The sequence below is a fragment of the Mesorhizobium sp. M1329 genome (assembly GCF_040318035.1).
Classification (GTDB): domain Bacteria; phylum Pseudomonadota; class Alphaproteobacteria; order Rhizobiales; family Rhizobiaceae; genus Mesorhizobium.
Genome location: NZ_JAMYLN010000031.1, coordinates 21,908 through 36,442, shown reverse-complemented (window position 1 = coordinate 36,442; position 14,535 = coordinate 21,908). Strand labels below are relative to the sequence as shown.

The window sequence follows — 14,535 nt, the reverse complement described above, 5'->3', positions numbered from 1 at the left end:
ACCCGAACACAGGCAAGAGGATCGAGGATCATGACCAAGGCAATTCTGCTGGGCACTACCGGAGTGGCAGCGGCCCTCGCCATGCTGGCGTTCGGCTTCGTCGCCGGCAATCCGCAGACGGCGAAGGCCGGCACGGCGCGGCTTGTCCAGATGGCATCCTCGGAAACCAAGCTCGACCGCACCGAAGTCGAAGGTATCGTCCGCGACTATCTGCTGAAGAACCCGGAAGTGCTTCTGGAGGCCCAGCAGGCACTCGAGGCCAAGCAGAAGGAAGAACAGCGCGTCGCCAGTCTCGGCGTCATCAAAGACGCCAAGGACCAGATCTTCAATTCCTCATTTGACGGTGTTGTCGGCAATCCGAACGGCAAGGTCACCATCGTCGAGTTCTACGATTACAATTGCGGCTACTGCAAACGCGCCATCGACGACATGCGCGCGCTGACCAAGGCCGATCCGGACCTGCGTTTCGTGCTCAAGGAGTTCCCGATCCTCGGCCCGGATTCGCAGAAGGCGAGCGTCGTCTCGATGGCCTTCCATTTGATGAAGCCGGAGAAATACGGTGAATTCCACAATGCGCTGCTCGGCGGCCAGGGGCGCGCCACCGAGGCGGCGGCAATCAAGGTGGCGTTGTCGCTCGGCGCCGACGAGGCGGCGCTGCGCGAAAAGATGAAGGACCCGAGCATCACTGAGGCCTTCTCCAAGACCTATGATCTCGCCACCAAGCTCGCCATCACCGGAACGCCGTCCTATGTGGTCGGCAACGAGGTGGTGTTCGGCGCGCTTGGCCAGGAAGTGCTGGCCGAAAAGATCGAGGCGGCGAAGGCCGCGCTCTGATTAGCGTTCGGGTTTCGATTAGGCTGCGGGTTTCCGGCACGGGCCGTTTTCCGGCTGTTGTGGACGGCGAAAGAACGCACTTGCGCTCTTTTCGCCAGCGTCTATGCCCATTATAGAGGGTCCGGCGCGCCGGCTGAGCCGCGCCGGGAAAGGTCGGCATTTTTTGAAAACGGTTTTCGTCCTGAACGGCCCCAATCTCAACGCGCTCGGCAAGCGCGAGCCGGGCATCTATGGCGGTAAGACGCTTGCCGCGATCGCCGACGACTGCAAGCAGGCAGGTGCTGCACTTGGGCTGGAGATCGATTTCCGCCAGTCGAACCATGAGGGCGACCTCGTCGACTGGATCCAGGAGGCCGCCGACAAGGCCGCCGCAATCGTCATCAATCCGGGCGCCTACGGCCATACCTCGATCGCCATTCACGATGCCATCCGCGCTGTCGCGCCGCTGCCGGTCGCTGAGGTGCATCTCTCCAACATCCACGCGCGGGAACCATTCCGCCACGTTTCCATGGTCGCGCCGGTCGCCGTCGGCATGATCTGCGGGTTCGGGCCGCTCGGCTACACGCTGGCGCTGCAGGCGCTGGCTGCACGCCTATGACCGGCCAACAAACAGAAGGCTCGAAAATGTCGATAAAGAAGAACGGTGTTGACCAGCAGCTGATCCGCGATCTGGCGGGCATACTGAACGACACCAACCTGACCGAGATCGAGGTCGAGCTAGGCGATCTGAAGGTGCGCGTCTCGCGGCAGGCCCCGGCCGTCCATGCCGTCGCCGCAGCTCAGCCGGCCTATGCCCCGGCAGCCGCGCAGCCTGCGGCAGCGGCCGTGCCAGCGACGCCCGACGTGTCGAAGAATGCCGTTGCCTCGCCGATGGTCGGCACCGCCTATCTGGCACCGTCGCCCGACGCCAGGCCGTTCATCGAAATCGGCCAGAAGGTCAAGGAAGGCCAGACGCTGCTGATCATCGAAGCAATGAAGACGATGAACCAGATCCCCTCGCCGCGCGCCGGCACAGTGACGGCGATCCTGTTTGAAGATGCGCAGCCGGTCGAATATGGCATGCCGCTCGTCGTGATCGAGTAGAGCCGGGAACAGGCGAAAGATGTTCCAGAAAATCCTCATCGCCAATCGCGGCGAAATCGCCCTCAGGGTGCTGCGCGCCTGCAAGGAGCTCGGCATCCAGACGGTGGTGGTGCATTCGACCGCCGACGCCGACGCCATGCATGTGCGTCTCGCCGACGAGAGCGTCTGCATCGGCCCGCCGCCGTCGCGCGACAGCTATCTCAACATCCACCAGATCGTCGCCGCCTGCGAGATCACCGGCGCCGACGCGGTGCATCCCGGCTACGGTTTTCTGTCGGAGAACGCCAAGTTCGCCGATATCCTCGCCGCGCACAACATCACCTTCATCGGCCCGACCGGCGACCATATCCGCATCATGGGCGACAAGATCGAGGCCAAGCGTACCGCAAAACGCCTCGGCATTCCCGTGGTGCCCGGCTCCGACGGCGCGGTCACCGAGGACAAGGAAGCCAAGCGCATTGCCGCCGCGATCGGCTACCCCGTCATCATCAAGGCGTCGGCGGGCGGCGGCGGGCGCGGCATGAAAGTGGCGCGTAGCGAGGCCGATCTCGAGGTGGCGCTGCAGACGGCACGCTCGGAGGCGGGTGCGGCCTTCGGCGACGACGCAGTCTATATCGAGAAATATCTGCAGAAGCCGCGCCATATCGAAGTGCAGGTGTTCGGCGACGGCGCCGGGCGCGGCGTGCATTTCGGCGAGCGCGACTGCTCGCTGCAGCGCCGCCACCAGAAAGTCTGGGAAGAAGCGCCCTCGCCGGCTCTCAATGCCGAGGAGCGCGCGCATATTGGCGGCGTCTGCGCCAGGGCGATCGCCGATCTCGGCTATTCCGGCGCCGGCACGATCGAATTCCTCTATGAGGATGGCCAGTTCTATTTCATCGAGATGAACACGCGCCTGCAGGTCGAACATCCGGTCACCGAGGCGATCACCGGCATCGATCTCGTGCACGAGCAGATCCGCGTCGCCTCGGGCGGCGGGCTTTCGGTGCGCCAGGAGGATATCCGCTTCCATGGCCATGCCATCGAATGCCGTATCAACGCCGAGGATCCGCGCACCTTCACCCCCTCGCCGGGCACCATCACCCACTTCCACACGCCGGGCGGCCTCGGCATCCGCGTCGATTCCGGCGTCTATTCCGGCTACAAAATCCCGCCCTACTACGACAGCCTGATCGGCAAGCTGATCGTGCACGGCCGCAACCGCGTCGAATGCATGATGCGGCTGCGGCGCGCGCTTGACGAATTCGTGGTCGACGGCATCAAGACGACGCTGCCGCTGTTTCGCGACCTCGTTGGCAACGCCGACATCGCCAATGGCGACTACGACATCCACTGGCTGGAAAAATACCTGGCCGAAGGCGAGTGATACAGGGGCGAAGCGATGACCCGTCCCTACGCACCCGGTTATCGCATCCCGACTGACCTTTTGCTCAAAGCCTATGCCTCCGGCGTCTTCCCGATGGCCGAGAGCGCCAATGACCCCGAAGTGTTCTGGGTGCGGCCGGAGACGCGCGGCATCATTCCGCTCGACGGGTTCCACATACCGAAAAGCCTGAGAAAGACGATCCGCAAGAACCTGTTCGAGTTCCGCATCGATTTCAACTTCGAGGCGACGATCGAGGCCTGCGCCGAAAGGCGCGAGGAACGGCGGTCGACCTGGATCAACGCACCGATCCGCGAAGCCTATATCGAGCTGCATCGGATGGGCCATTGCCATTCGGTCGAGGCCTGGCACGACGACCGGATGGTCGGCGGGCTCTACGGCGTATCGCTCGGCCGCGTGTTTTTCGGCGAGAGCATGTTCGCCAGGGAGACCGACGCGTCAAAGGCCTGCCTGGTTCACCTCGTCGAACGCCTGAAGGCGCGCGGCTTTGCACTGCTCGATACGCAGTTCACCACCGAGCATCTCAAACGCTTCGGCGCAATCGACGTGCCGCGCGGCAAGTACGAGAAGATGCTGGCCGAGGCGCTGAAGGGCGAGGCCGTGTTTTTTCCATAAACTGGAATGGTTCATCGTTTCACAGAAACGCAAAACCGTTCACACTTTTCCTGGAATTGCTCTAGCAGCCGGTCAGCCTTTTGCTGCCGTCGCCAGCGGCGTCTGTGCGTGAAACATCATCTTCCAGCCGTTGACGCGGTGGACATAGCCGGTGCTGACCAGCGCTGCATAGGCTTCGCCATCTTGCCGCGTCGCACGCGCCTCGTAGGTCAGCATGACGATGTCGCTGCCAGGCTCGATGATGCCCTTGAGGTCGATGTCGAGATCGCGCCAGCGGTTCGGGTCCGTGGCAGTTGCGGCCAGATCGGTATTGCTCATCACCCGCGCCATCTGCGGGAAGGCCACCAGGCATTCGGTATCGGCATTGGCCTTGAAATAGTCGGCACCGCCGCTCCAGAATCCCCTTTCGATGTCGAGAAGTTCGTTCTTGTTGGCCATCATCATGGCAACCTCCACCGTAGAGAGGCCCCAACGCGCGGGCAACAATGCGGTTCCGCAAAGCGCGGTATCCGCCGCGCGCTGACAAAGTCTAGTTGGTTTTGGGGGCGGCGGGTGCCGGCACGTCGGACTTCTGCTTGCAGCCCTTCAGCCAGATATCATAGACGGCATGCTCGACGGCGTTGATCCCGGGGCTTTCGGCAAACATCCAGCCGGTGAAGATACGGCGTATTTTCCGGTCGAGCGTGATCTCGTCGACCTCGACGAACGAATCCGTCTTAGGCTCTTCGTTTTCGGGCCGCGAATAGCAGATGCGCGGCGTCACCTGCAAAGCGCCGAACTGCACCGTCTCGTCGATATAGACATCGAAGGTGATGATACGGCCGGTGATCTTGTCGATGCCGGCGAATTCAGCGACGGGATTGGTGATGCGCTCGGATACTGCGGGTGCTGCAGGCGCCACCGACGCGTCCGGCGCAGGCGGCGCCAACTCCTGCGCAGCAGCAAGCGCCACCATAGAAGCGAGAACGACCGCGGTTAATCCGCCCGTCAAAATTCGGCTGAACATGCTCATGCAAGGTCCGGTGGTTTGCGCCCGGGTGATTCTCTTAACGCCAAGGCTAGTTGCTGCTGTCGGATCAGCAAACAGCTAAACAGCAATTGTGGCGACAAAGGACCGTCGTCGTGGGGACCGCCCCGTGGAGACCGCGCGCATGTCGCGCCGATCGATCACGAACCAGGCGTCCAGGCGTCGTAGTCGCCCGTCACCTGCGGACGATGCTGGTTGGTCAGCACTGAGCCTTTCGGGCGATAGGCTGCGGGGCTGCCGGTGAGGTTCGGCACATGCGGCTTTTGCCAGTCGCGTGGCTTGTACTCTTCGCTTGGCGGCGCAACGTCGACACGGTGATGAATCCAGCCATGCCAGCCGGGCGGAATCGCCGAGGCTTCCGAATAGTCGCGGTAGATGACCCAGCGACGGGTGCGGCCTTCCGAATCGACGCCGCCCTCATAGTAGACGTTGCCGACCTCGTCCTGCCCGACCTTCTTGCCGTGCCGCCAGGTGTGGAAGCGCGTTCCCAATGTCTGGCTATTCCACCAGGTGAAAAACTGCAGAAGGAAAGTTTTCATCCAAATCCTCGTGGCAAGTCCTTGAAGCAAGTCCTCGCGGCGGCTGCGGCGCCTGTTCCTGCTTATGGCGTCACGGCATTGCGAAGGCAAGCGTCTTGCCGCAACCGAGGAGCAAATGGCTGGCGGGAAAGCGAAATGATCATGTTATTTTCGCGTCCGCGCGAAGCAGATGAAATGGGTTGTTGGCAACCTTACGCAGCGTTATTCTAGGAGTTGAAGCTTCGTTGCCTCAAGGACGGCAAATGAGAGGGGCTCATGTCATCGCTGGCGGGCACGGCCGGTCGCGCGCTGCCGCAGGTCGTTGAGGCGATCTACGATTCGATTGCCGACGTCGACCGCTGGCAGGCGACACTCGAGGCCATCTGCAACCTGGCGGAAGGCCAGCTTGCCATGCTCGCCGTCATCGACACGATCAGCAGTTCCGCGCGGTTTTCGGTGTCCTGCGGCGATCCCGCAGTTCTTGAGCCGTTGAAGCATGACTACGGCTCGCAAGTGCCGTTCTATGCGGCGGTTCCCAAGATGGAGATCGACGTGCCGTTCACCGTCGATTCGATCTACGCCCTGCAAGGCCCGGATACGCGACAGAGATGGCTCGAAAGCCGCATCGTACGCGAATGGGTGCAACCCAACCGCCTGGACGATTTCTTCTGGGTGGCGTTGATGAAGCGGCCGACCCGGATCGGCACGTTGATGGTGGTCACCGACAAGGACAGGCGCCAGATTTCCCGCGAGGATCTCGAGCTTGTCTGCCTGCTGGCGCCGCATGTGCGGCGCGCGGTGACCATCGGCGACCTGTTCGAGGCCGAGCGGCGCAAGGCCGAAATCTTCCGCTCCATCATCGAAAGCCTCGACCATCCGGTGCTGATCGTCGCCGAAGACATGACCATCATCTTCGCCAACCCGTCAGCCGAAGCGCTGCTCGCCGAAAACATTTCGGTTGCTTGCGTGCGGGGCCAGCTTTCATTCACCTATGCCAACGCCAACGCCGCAATCGGCCGCGCCGTCCAGCTCGGCACGCGCGACGAATTCGCGCTCGGACCTTGCGGCATCAACATTCCCCTGGCCAAGACGGCCGTTCCGGCGGTGGCCCATGTGATGCCGCTGGCACGGCGTGAAATCTCGGCGCGCATCGCGCAGCGCGCCGCCGCAGCGATCTTCATCGCGGCGGCCGGTTCGGCGCCTATCCCGGCGCTGGACGCCATTGCGGCGCTGTTCGGACTGACCGCGGCGGAAAGGCGCGTCGCCGGTCACGTTGCCGCCGGCCTGACGCGAAAGGAAATCGCCGCGGCCGGCGGCGTCTCGGACGGCACCGTCAAGTCGCAGCTGGCGACGATCTTCGACAAGACCGGTACAGGCGATCAGCGCGAGCTCGAACTGTTGATGCGCGAATTGTCGCCGCCCTTGCGCTCCAGTTGATTTGCACTGGGTTCCCCCCGACCGGCAGCGGTCCAAAAGGCCCGGCCCGTCAGTTTTCCAAGCCTTTCTGCGAAACGAAACCGGCATCGTTGCAATTCGGCCAAAATCATGGTGCGGTCGTTCGCGGTCCAGAAACGCGGCACTATGCTCGGCTGGAATGAAAATTGTTTCTGGCACGGATCTCGATCTTTGACACCGACATCTACCGAGCGGCTACTCCCCTACCTCCTTCTGCTTGGGCTGATCGTAATCGCGGTCGCTTTCCGGCCACTGCTGCCCGTCGACGAAACGCGATATCTCAGCGTCACCTGGGAAATGTATCTGAGCGGACAGATCTTCGTCCCGACGATGAATTTCGCGCCCTATCTGCAAAAGCCGCCACTGCTGTTTTGGCTTATCGACCTTGTCTGGACCGTTTTCGGCGCCAGCCGGCCGGCGGCGATGTTGGTCATCTTCGCCACCTCCTCGCTCGTCATCTGGCTGACGACGGCTTTGGCAAAGACCCTGTTTCCGGGCCGTGACGACATCGCGCGGCGCATCCCCTGGCTGGTCGCTGGAAGCAGCGTGTTCGTCATCTATTCGACGCTGATCCTGTTCGACCTGTTGCTGACGGTCTTTGTGCTTGCCGCGCTGTTGTCGCTGATTGCCTTTGGCCGCAGCGGCAACCGCTGGCAGGCCGTTCTGGCCGGGCTGTTCATCGGCATGGGCGTGCTGACGAAAGGCCCGGTGGTGCTGATCCATATCGGCGCGCCCATCCTGTTCTACCCGTTCTGGCGCGACCGGCGGGCGGGACTGGCGACACCGAACTTCCTCGCTGGAGTGGGCCTGGCAGTGCTCGCCGCGCTGATTCCGGTGGCGATCTGGCTGGTGCCGGCGACCATCCTGACAAAAGGCAATTTCGTCTATGATCTCGTCTGGAACCAGTCGGCGGGGCGTGTCACCGGCAATTTGCGCAATTCGCACGGCCGGCCGTTCTATTTCTATCTGCTGCTGCTGCCAGTCATGTTCATACCGTGGATCTTCATACCCGAGGTCTGGCGGTTGAAGCTGCGCGCGCGGATCCGCAGCCTGATCGAGACGAAGTCGCCGGATCTGCGCGCCTTACGCCTGCTGTCGTTCTCGTTCGTTGCCGTCTTTCTGGTGTTCAGCGCGATATCCGGCAAGCAGCCCCATTATGTCGTGCCGATGTTGCCGTTCGTGGTCATCCTGTTCGGCTATTTCATGGCGGAGATCCCGCTCGCTAGGCTGAAGAGCTCGGCCGTCGTCATGCTTGTCATTTTCGGCATTGGCCACGCGCTGGCATCGGCAACCGCGTTCAAACGCTATGACCTGACGCCGCTCGCCAACTTCATCGACGAGCGAAAGGATGCGGACTGGGCTGTGGCTTTCGATTATCAAGGCGAAGTCGGCTTCCTGGCCCGGTTGCAGAAGCCATTCGAAACCACCGACAAACCGGAAGAATGGCTTGGCTCGCATCCCAGCGGCTATGTCATCGACAAGGTTTCCAAGGATCCGGGCACTGCAGGGCAAATCGCGTTCCGGCTTCGCGTCGAACGCGGTTATCTCGTCGTGCTGAAGGGACAGCATTGACGATCGTCACCGGTATGCGAGTTCGTCCCCCGCGCGGGAGATGAAGGCGTTGCTGCTTCGTGGTTCCATCGTTCGATAGAACCGGGAGGTATTCATGCGCAAGCTCATCTCGACGACGCTTTTTGCCTTATCGCTCGCTGTGGCCGGCCTTGCCGCCGATCCGGCATGGAGCTTCAAATGTCAGTCCGGAACGATTGGGCAAGGCAGTTGCTCCTGCTCCGGGACCGCCGACTGCACCGACATGCGGCATTCCAAAATGTGCAAGGGCGACCTGAACTGCGGTTCGGGCAAATGCTCCTGCACGGCCGCATTGGTAGTCGACCCAGGGCCAAAAACCCCCAAGCCGAAGGTCGTCGCGCCGAAGGCGACAACCGAAGGCGCCGTGAAGCAGTAGCCATCCGATCCGAAAGGACGGCGGCGGCTCAACGTCGCTGGGCCCGCCCGATGTTTCGCGATTCATCCCCCGCGGGCGATGAACCGCCATCGGACAAATGCTGCCGTCTAGCCGGAGGGTGGTTTCCAACGACAGAGCGAGGATACCATGTTGAAAACCTGCACGATGCTGTTCTTCTGCCTGATGGCGGCCACTGCGGCCGCCCAGCCGCCGCCTTCGGGGCCGCCGGTTCCCAGTGCGGCACTTGCCCCATGCAATCCCACACAATCGAACAGGCCCTGCAAAGCCGAACTCGGCGTGTTCCTGATCACCAACACCGTCCGCAACCTGGCGCAAGCCAAGGTCGACGCCACCAACGCACAGCTGGCCGCCCAGGGACGATCATCGCGCGCATCGATCGAATCGCTGAAGCAATGGCGGCCGTCGCGCTTTGCGACGCAGATGCTGAACCGGCCGAACAGCTGGTTTGTCAAAGTTCCTTACATCCTGACCATCAAAGTCTCGATCCCGGTGACCTCCGACCGTCACATCGGCATTCCCATAGACGTCAACGTCTTCTGCAGCGGCTGGCAGACCGATTCCAGCCAGGTCATCATCCGCTCGCAACCCGGCCCGGCGAGCTTCGAGGGCGGCAACATCCTCGAAGACGTTTTCAACGTCGGCAATTACATCGACGCCCAGGTACGCAGCTCGTTTTCGGCACCCCTGCCGGTGACGACGCCGGTTCCGAATTCGAAATGCTCGGCCATAGACGGCTCCGATGCCGGCACGCAGGCCACCGACGATGATCTCATCTTTTGGACGGTGCCGCGACGCAACCTGGTGGTGACGGACGCCATAGCCAAGCCGACGATAGAAGTGACCTTCGACAGTCTCACGCGCCTGGCAGCCCGCGACTTCCACAACAATGTCGTCTATGCGGCCTCCGAGGCCATAAACCTCAACGTCTATGCCAATGAGGATGGCCTCCAGAAGGCGCTGACGATGCGCGAAGGCGACGTGGCTGCGCTGAACCTTCCCGCAGTACGGCTCGACGCGCGAAAATACGATTCGCTGGTCGTCATCGGCAATGTCGATCAGCCGCCGAACGATCCCAGAGACAGCGCCTTCGCAGTAGCGGCCAAGACTGCGGGATTCGGTGCCGGTTCCAAGATCATGCAGATCCCGAAGTGGTATTCGAGGCCTCCGGACCAGTTCAATCACAAACCTACATGGATCAGAGTTCCGGGCTATGAGCTGCACTATACGGTGCGCTATCTCAACAGCGGCGGGCTGGCCGTCGATGGTGGAACCAGTACGGTCCGGCCTCCAAAAGTCGCCGTTCCGATAAAGACGCTCATCAAGCCGAAAACGCCCTGACGCGGCCGCTCGCGGATGACGGCGGCGGTTCAGACCGCTGCCGCCTCCCCCGCGCGGCAGATGCGGCAGCGCCGGCTTCATGGCCTGATCTTGCAGGAACAAACGCGCCGCTGCGCCACGAGCGAGCGGAGCCATCGATGGAGACAAACGATGCTGCACTTCCCCCACACCATGCCCGCCGTCCGGATCATTGCGGCAATCTCGCTGCTTGCCTTCCCGAGCTTCCTGCCGCCGGTCACGAGCCCGGCGAACGCGCTGCCGGTCAGCCAATCCTGCCGGATCACCACCTATTACAAGACTGCGGCAAAGGCGACGGAGGTTGGCGTGCGCTCGACGTGCCAGGGCGTCAAAAGATGGGGCGTTACCTCGAAATATTACGAGGTCGAAAAGATCGAAGCCGCCACGCCCCCGCACACGTCGGGTGGCGGCGGCAGCCTGCCGTGCGAGTTTCTCGCTGCCGGCTGCTCCAACCTGCCTGTGAAACGCAACTAGCGTCAGGCGAACGAGCTAGCCGATCGCCTTCTCCAAAACCAGCGCCGGCAACCCCGAGGCGCCGCCGCAATCGGCTGTGTTGCCGGCGGGCAGGAACCCTCTCGAGCGGTAAAAGGCGATGGCCGGAGCATTTGCTTCCTCGACCTCGACGCGCAGCGTTCGAGCCTCCGGAAAGCTGGCCTCGATCTCGTCCAGCAGCGCCTGGCCGATGCCTTGCCTCTGCCAGGCCGGATGCACGTAAAGCTGGTTCAGCATGACGATTCCGGGATCCGTAGTGGCGGCGGCGAAAGCCATGCCGCCGATGCTCTTGCCGTCGTCGGCGAGCAGGAACTCCGAGTTCGGCCGCGTCAGCCGTGTTTTGAGCGCGGCGATAGAATGCCATTCATCGGTGATTTCGGTGACCCGCGGCGCGCCGTAGATGGCATCATAGGTGGCATGCCATGTCTCGACCAGCAATGCGCGCACCGCCGCAAGATCGCGCTCGCTGGCGGTGCGAACGAACATCCTACTCGATCCCGAGCCTGGCCTTGACCAGCTCGTTGACCGCCTGCGGATTGGCCTTGCCGCCGGTCGCCTTCATCACCTGGCCGACGAACCAGCCGGCCATGGTCGGCTTGGCACGCGCCTGCTCGACCTTGTCCGGGTTGGCCGCGATCACCTCGTCCACCGCCTTTTCGATGGCGCCGGTATCGGTGACCTGCTTCATGCCGCGGCTTTCGACCAGCTGACGCGGATCGCCGCCCTCGTTCCAGACGATCTCGAAGAGATCCTTGGCGATCTTGCCGGAGATGGTGCCTTCCTTGATCAGGTCGATGACCGCGCCAAGCTGGTCGGGCGAAACAGGAGCGTTTTCAATATCCTTGCCGGCCTTGTTCAAGGCCCCCAGGAGGTCGTTGATGACCCAGTTGGCGGCGAGCTTGCCGTCGCGCCCGGCCGCCACCTTCTCGAAATAATCGGCAATCGCCTTTTCCGAAACCAGGATCGAGGCATCGTAGGTCGACAGGCCGAGCGAGGTGATCAGCCGCGCCTTCTTGGCGTCCGGAAGTTCCGGCAGGTCCTTTGCCAGCGCGTCGACATAGGCCTGGTCGAATTCCAGCGGCAGAAGGTCGGGATCGGGGAAATAGCGATAGTCGTGCGCTTCTTCCTTGGAGCGCATCGAGCGCGTCTCGCCCTTGTTGGGGTCGAACAGCCGCGTTTCCTGCTCGATCCTGCCGCCGTCCTCGAGGATGGCGATCTGCCGGCGCGCCTCATAGTCGATGGCCTGGCCGATGAAACGGATCGAGTTGACGTTCTTGATCTCGCAGCGCGTGCCGAATTCGCCGCCGGGCCGGCGCACCGAGACGTTGACGTCGGCGCGCAGCGAGCCTTCGTCCATATTGCCGTCGCACGTGCCGAGATAGCGCACGATCGTGCGCAGCTTGGTGACATAGGCCTTGGCTTCATCGGCGGAGCGCATATCCGGCTTGGAGACGATCTCCATCAGCGCCACGCCGGAGCGGTTGAGATCGACATAGGACATCGTCGCATGCTGGTCGTGCATCGACTTGCCGGCATCCTGCTCCAGGTGCAGGCGCTCGATGCCGACCTCTATGTCCTCGAATTCGCCCTGCCGGTCCGGGCCGACCGAGACGATCACCTTGCCCTCGCCGACGATCGGCTGCTTGAACTGCGATATCTGGTAGCCCTGCGGCAGATCGGGATAGAAATAGTTTTTCCTGTCGAAGACCGATTTGTGGTTGATCTCAGCCTTCAGGCCCAGCCCGGTACGGATCGCCTGCTTGACGCATTCCTCGTTGATGACCGGCAGCATGCCGGGCATCGCCGCGTCGACCAGGCTGACATTGGCATTGGGCGCGGCGCCGAAAATGGTCGAGGCGCCGGAAAACAGCTTTGCCTGCGAGGTCACCTGCGCGTGGACCTCGAGGCCAATGATGATCTCCCAGTCGCCGGTAGCGCCGGGAACCAGGCGCTTGGCGTCGGGCGTGCGGGTATCGATGATGCTCATAAGGGCCTGCATATTGAAATTGCGGACATGCGAGAACGCATATTTTGATGTGCAACTTCGCTAGTGCAAACCGCCAAAAGAGACAAGCGCAAAGCCGCAGACGCCGACGCGGCACAGGCCCGCACCTGCCGCGATGGACTGCTATAGCGGCTTGAAAAGATTCAATGGCCGGCAACCCGGCCGCCGTCGCCTCATGCCGTGGCGATGTAGGCCCTGATCTCCTCGGCCTCGCGCTCGACATCCTCGATGCGCCGCTTGACTACGTCGCCGATCGACACGATGCCGTCGAGCAGCCCGTTCTTTTCCACCGGCAGATGGCGGAAGCGGCCCTTGGTCATGATCTCCATGACCTCGTTGACGGTGTGGTTCTCATTGCAGATCTTCACCTTGGGCGTCATCGCCGAGCGGATGGCGAGGTCGAGCGCCGCGGCCCCCTCCTTGGCGAGGACCCGCACCACATCGCGCTCGGAAAGGATGCCGACGATCTTGTGATCGCCGTTGGTGATGACCAGCGCGCCGATCCTGTGTTCGGAAAGCATGCGGATGGCTTCGCTGAGCTTTTCGTTCGGCCCAAGCGTCACCACGTCGTGGCCTTTTGCCTCGAGAATTGCCTTAACAGTCATGGCGTCCTCCTCTGCATTTCCTTGCCGGCTCCTGCCCTGGCCGGCTTTCCCTGGGATGAACATGGTGCGCCGCGATCGGTTGCTTTTCAAGTGCGGAGGTCTCAGGTCTCCGGCTCGTCCGCCTGCCGGGGTGCCTGCTCTCGCCGATCAAAAAACCGCAGGCCGAAGAAGCCGGCAAGAAAGCCGCCAATATGGGCTTCCCAGGCGATCTGGCCGTCAATGCCAGGCGCCAGGCCGAAGAGGCCGGTCGCGAGGTTGATCACCATCCACATGGCGAGAAAGGTGACGACGCCGCGCGAGCGCAGCACTGCCGCCATCGGCAAAGGCTGACCGGCGAAGGCGGCCTTGCCCGACGAGCGGTCGATGCGGAAGCCGTAGCGTGCCGCCGCGCCCATCATACCGGAAATCGCGCCGGAGGCCCCGACCAGCGGCGCCTCGCCAAGCGGATGCATGGCCCAGAACAATGCCACCGCCGCCAGTCCGGTCGCGGCGAAGAACAGGCTGAAGCGCAGCGCGCCGAAGCGGTTGGCCAGCGGTGAGCCGAAGGCCGCGAGCCACACCATATTGATGGCAAGATGGGCAAAGCCGCCATGCAGGAAGGCGTAGGTGAAAGGGCTTGAAAACGCAAAGAAATCCAGGTCGAAGCGGCCGGAATAGCGGATCGGCACAAAGGCAGCCCTGACAAGCAGTTCGAAGTCCTGGTCGTCAGTTAGCCAATAGACCCGGATCAGATGGACCGCGACGCAGATGCCGATCACCGCCAGCACCACGGGCGGCAGGTTGAACACCGGCTCGCGGCGCTGCTCCGGTTCGCGGGCGACAGGCCCGCCCTCGCCCTGCTCGATCTCCGGTGGGCTTTCTGGGTCGCTCATATGGCTTGCACTCAGTCGCTGGGTTGGACTTCGCGAGCATGTAGATCACGACCAACCGAATCACAAACGGCGAATCAGCAGCCCCGAATCAAAAAAGAAGCCGTCCAAGGTTTCCCTTGAACGGCTGGTCGAGCCCCCATGCTCCCCCTGAACTCTTGACTGAAGTGCTGCCGATCGTCGCAAAACGACCGCTTCTGGAGTGGTTTTGGTGTGCCACAGGGCTGGCTGGCGCGCAACGTAAACCAGTTGTTAACCTTAACCGCCCCGACCCGTGAACAAGTATTAACGATGCTGGCACGCATCCT

The 14,535-nt window shown here is 62.4% G+C and carries 17 protein-coding genes; 10 read left to right on the top strand and 7 right to left on the bottom strand.

Translation table 11 applies throughout. The annotated features are described in order from the left end of the window. Positions 1-30: 30 nt before the first annotated feature. From NKH21_RS25745 to aat, 5 genes are all read left to right on the top strand, one after another. Positions 31-834, top strand: a complete 804-nt coding sequence (locus NKH21_RS25745) for a DsbA family protein (protein WP_352868315.1) — start codon at positions 31-33, stop codon at positions 832-834. Between the two features lie 163 nt (positions 835-997). After that, complete coding sequence (gene aroQ / locus NKH21_RS25740) at positions 998-1,432, top strand: type II 3-dehydroquinate dehydratase (protein WP_031211260.1); 435 nt, start codon at positions 998-1,000, stop codon at positions 1,430-1,432. A gap of 26 nt (positions 1,433-1,458) precedes the next feature. Continuing rightward, positions 1,459-1,917: an acetyl-CoA carboxylase biotin carboxyl carrier protein gene (gene accB, locus NKH21_RS25735; RefSeq protein ID WP_352868312.1), complete on the top strand. Its 459-nt coding sequence runs from the start codon at positions 1,459-1,461 to the stop codon at positions 1,915-1,917. A 19-nt stretch (positions 1,918-1,936) separates the two neighbouring features. After that, positions 1,937-3,280 carry an acetyl-CoA carboxylase biotin carboxylase subunit gene (accC, locus tag NKH21_RS25730; RefSeq protein ID WP_352492533.1) on the top strand — a complete coding sequence of 448 codons (1,344 nt, stop codon included), beginning with the start codon at positions 1,937-1,939 and terminating at the stop codon, positions 3,278-3,280. Positions 3,281-3,295: 15 nt separating this feature from the next. Then, positions 3,296-3,913, top strand: a complete 618-nt coding sequence (aat, locus tag NKH21_RS25725) for a leucyl/phenylalanyl-tRNA--protein transferase (protein WP_352868310.1) — start codon at positions 3,296-3,298, stop codon at positions 3,911-3,913. Positions 3,914-3,985: 72 nt separating this feature from the next. Here the strand turns inward: aat and NKH21_RS25720 are convergent, their stop codons facing one another. From NKH21_RS25720 to NKH21_RS25710, 3 genes are all read right to left on the bottom strand, one after another. Beyond that, positions 3,986-4,354, bottom strand: coding sequence for a hypothetical protein (locus NKH21_RS25720; protein ID WP_352868350.1), 369 nt, complete (start codon positions 4,352-4,354; stop codon positions 3,986-3,988). An 88-nt stretch (positions 4,355-4,442) separates the two neighbouring features. Beyond that, the gene (locus NKH21_RS25715; protein ID WP_352451095.1) at positions 4,443-4,925 is read right to left on the bottom strand and encodes a DUF2155 domain-containing protein; all 483 of its coding nucleotides are present in this window, start codon (positions 4,923-4,925) and stop codon (positions 4,443-4,445) included. Between the two features lie 155 nt (positions 4,926-5,080). Further along, the gene (locus NKH21_RS25710) at positions 5,081-5,479 is read right to left on the bottom strand and encodes an NADH:ubiquinone oxidoreductase subunit NDUFA12 (RefSeq protein ID WP_352668241.1); all 399 of its coding nucleotides are present in this window, start codon (positions 5,477-5,479) and stop codon (positions 5,081-5,083) included. Positions 5,480-5,734: 255 nt separating this feature from the next. Between NKH21_RS25710 and NKH21_RS25705 the strand changes: the two genes are divergently transcribed. From NKH21_RS25705 to NKH21_RS25685, 5 genes are all read left to right on the top strand, one after another. Continuing rightward, the gene (locus NKH21_RS25705; protein WP_352668244.1) at positions 5,735-6,895 is read left to right on the top strand and encodes a helix-turn-helix transcriptional regulator; all 1,161 of its coding nucleotides are present in this window, start codon (positions 5,735-5,737) and stop codon (positions 6,893-6,895) included. Positions 6,896-7,084: 189 nt separating this feature from the next. Then, the gene (locus tag NKH21_RS25700; protein WP_352868305.1) at positions 7,085-8,485 is read left to right on the top strand and encodes an ArnT family glycosyltransferase; all 1,401 of its coding nucleotides are present in this window, start codon (positions 7,085-7,087) and stop codon (positions 8,483-8,485) included. Between the two features lie 94 nt (positions 8,486-8,579). Further along, positions 8,580-8,879, top strand: coding sequence for a hypothetical protein (locus NKH21_RS25695; RefSeq protein ID WP_352868304.1), 300 nt, complete (start codon positions 8,580-8,582; stop codon positions 8,877-8,879). A gap of 150 nt (positions 8,880-9,029) precedes the next feature. Further along, entirely contained in the window at positions 9,030-10,238 is a 1,209-nt protein-coding gene (locus NKH21_RS25690; protein WP_352868303.1) for a hypothetical protein, read from the top strand. A 150-nt stretch (positions 10,239-10,388) separates the two neighbouring features. Then, positions 10,389-10,730: a hypothetical protein gene (locus NKH21_RS25685; RefSeq protein ID WP_352868301.1), complete on the top strand. Its 342-nt coding sequence runs from the start codon at positions 10,389-10,391 to the stop codon at positions 10,728-10,730. A gap of 15 nt (positions 10,731-10,745) precedes the next feature. Here NKH21_RS25685 and NKH21_RS25680 read toward each other — a convergent pair whose 3' ends face one another. The 4 genes from NKH21_RS25680 to NKH21_RS25665 form a co-directional block, all read right to left on the bottom strand. Next, positions 10,746-11,234: a GNAT family N-acetyltransferase gene (locus NKH21_RS25680; RefSeq protein ID WP_352868300.1), complete on the bottom strand. Its 489-nt coding sequence runs from the start codon at positions 11,232-11,234 to the stop codon at positions 10,746-10,748. Position 11,235: 1 nt separating this feature from the next. Next, positions 11,236-12,735: an Asp-tRNA(Asn)/Glu-tRNA(Gln) amidotransferase subunit GatB gene (gatB, locus tag NKH21_RS25675; RefSeq protein WP_352868299.1), complete on the bottom strand. Its 1,500-nt coding sequence runs from the start codon at positions 12,733-12,735 to the stop codon at positions 11,236-11,238. Between the two features lie 191 nt (positions 12,736-12,926). Beyond that, positions 12,927-13,358, bottom strand: a complete 432-nt coding sequence (locus NKH21_RS25670) for a CBS domain-containing protein (protein WP_023717464.1) — start codon at positions 13,356-13,358, stop codon at positions 12,927-12,929. A gap of 101 nt (positions 13,359-13,459) precedes the next feature. Further along, positions 13,460-14,230 (bottom strand): rhomboid family intramembrane serine protease, encoded by a 771-nt coding sequence (locus NKH21_RS25665; protein WP_352868296.1) that lies wholly within the window; start codon positions 14,228-14,230, stop codon positions 13,460-13,462. Positions 14,231-14,535: the final 305 nt, after the last annotated feature.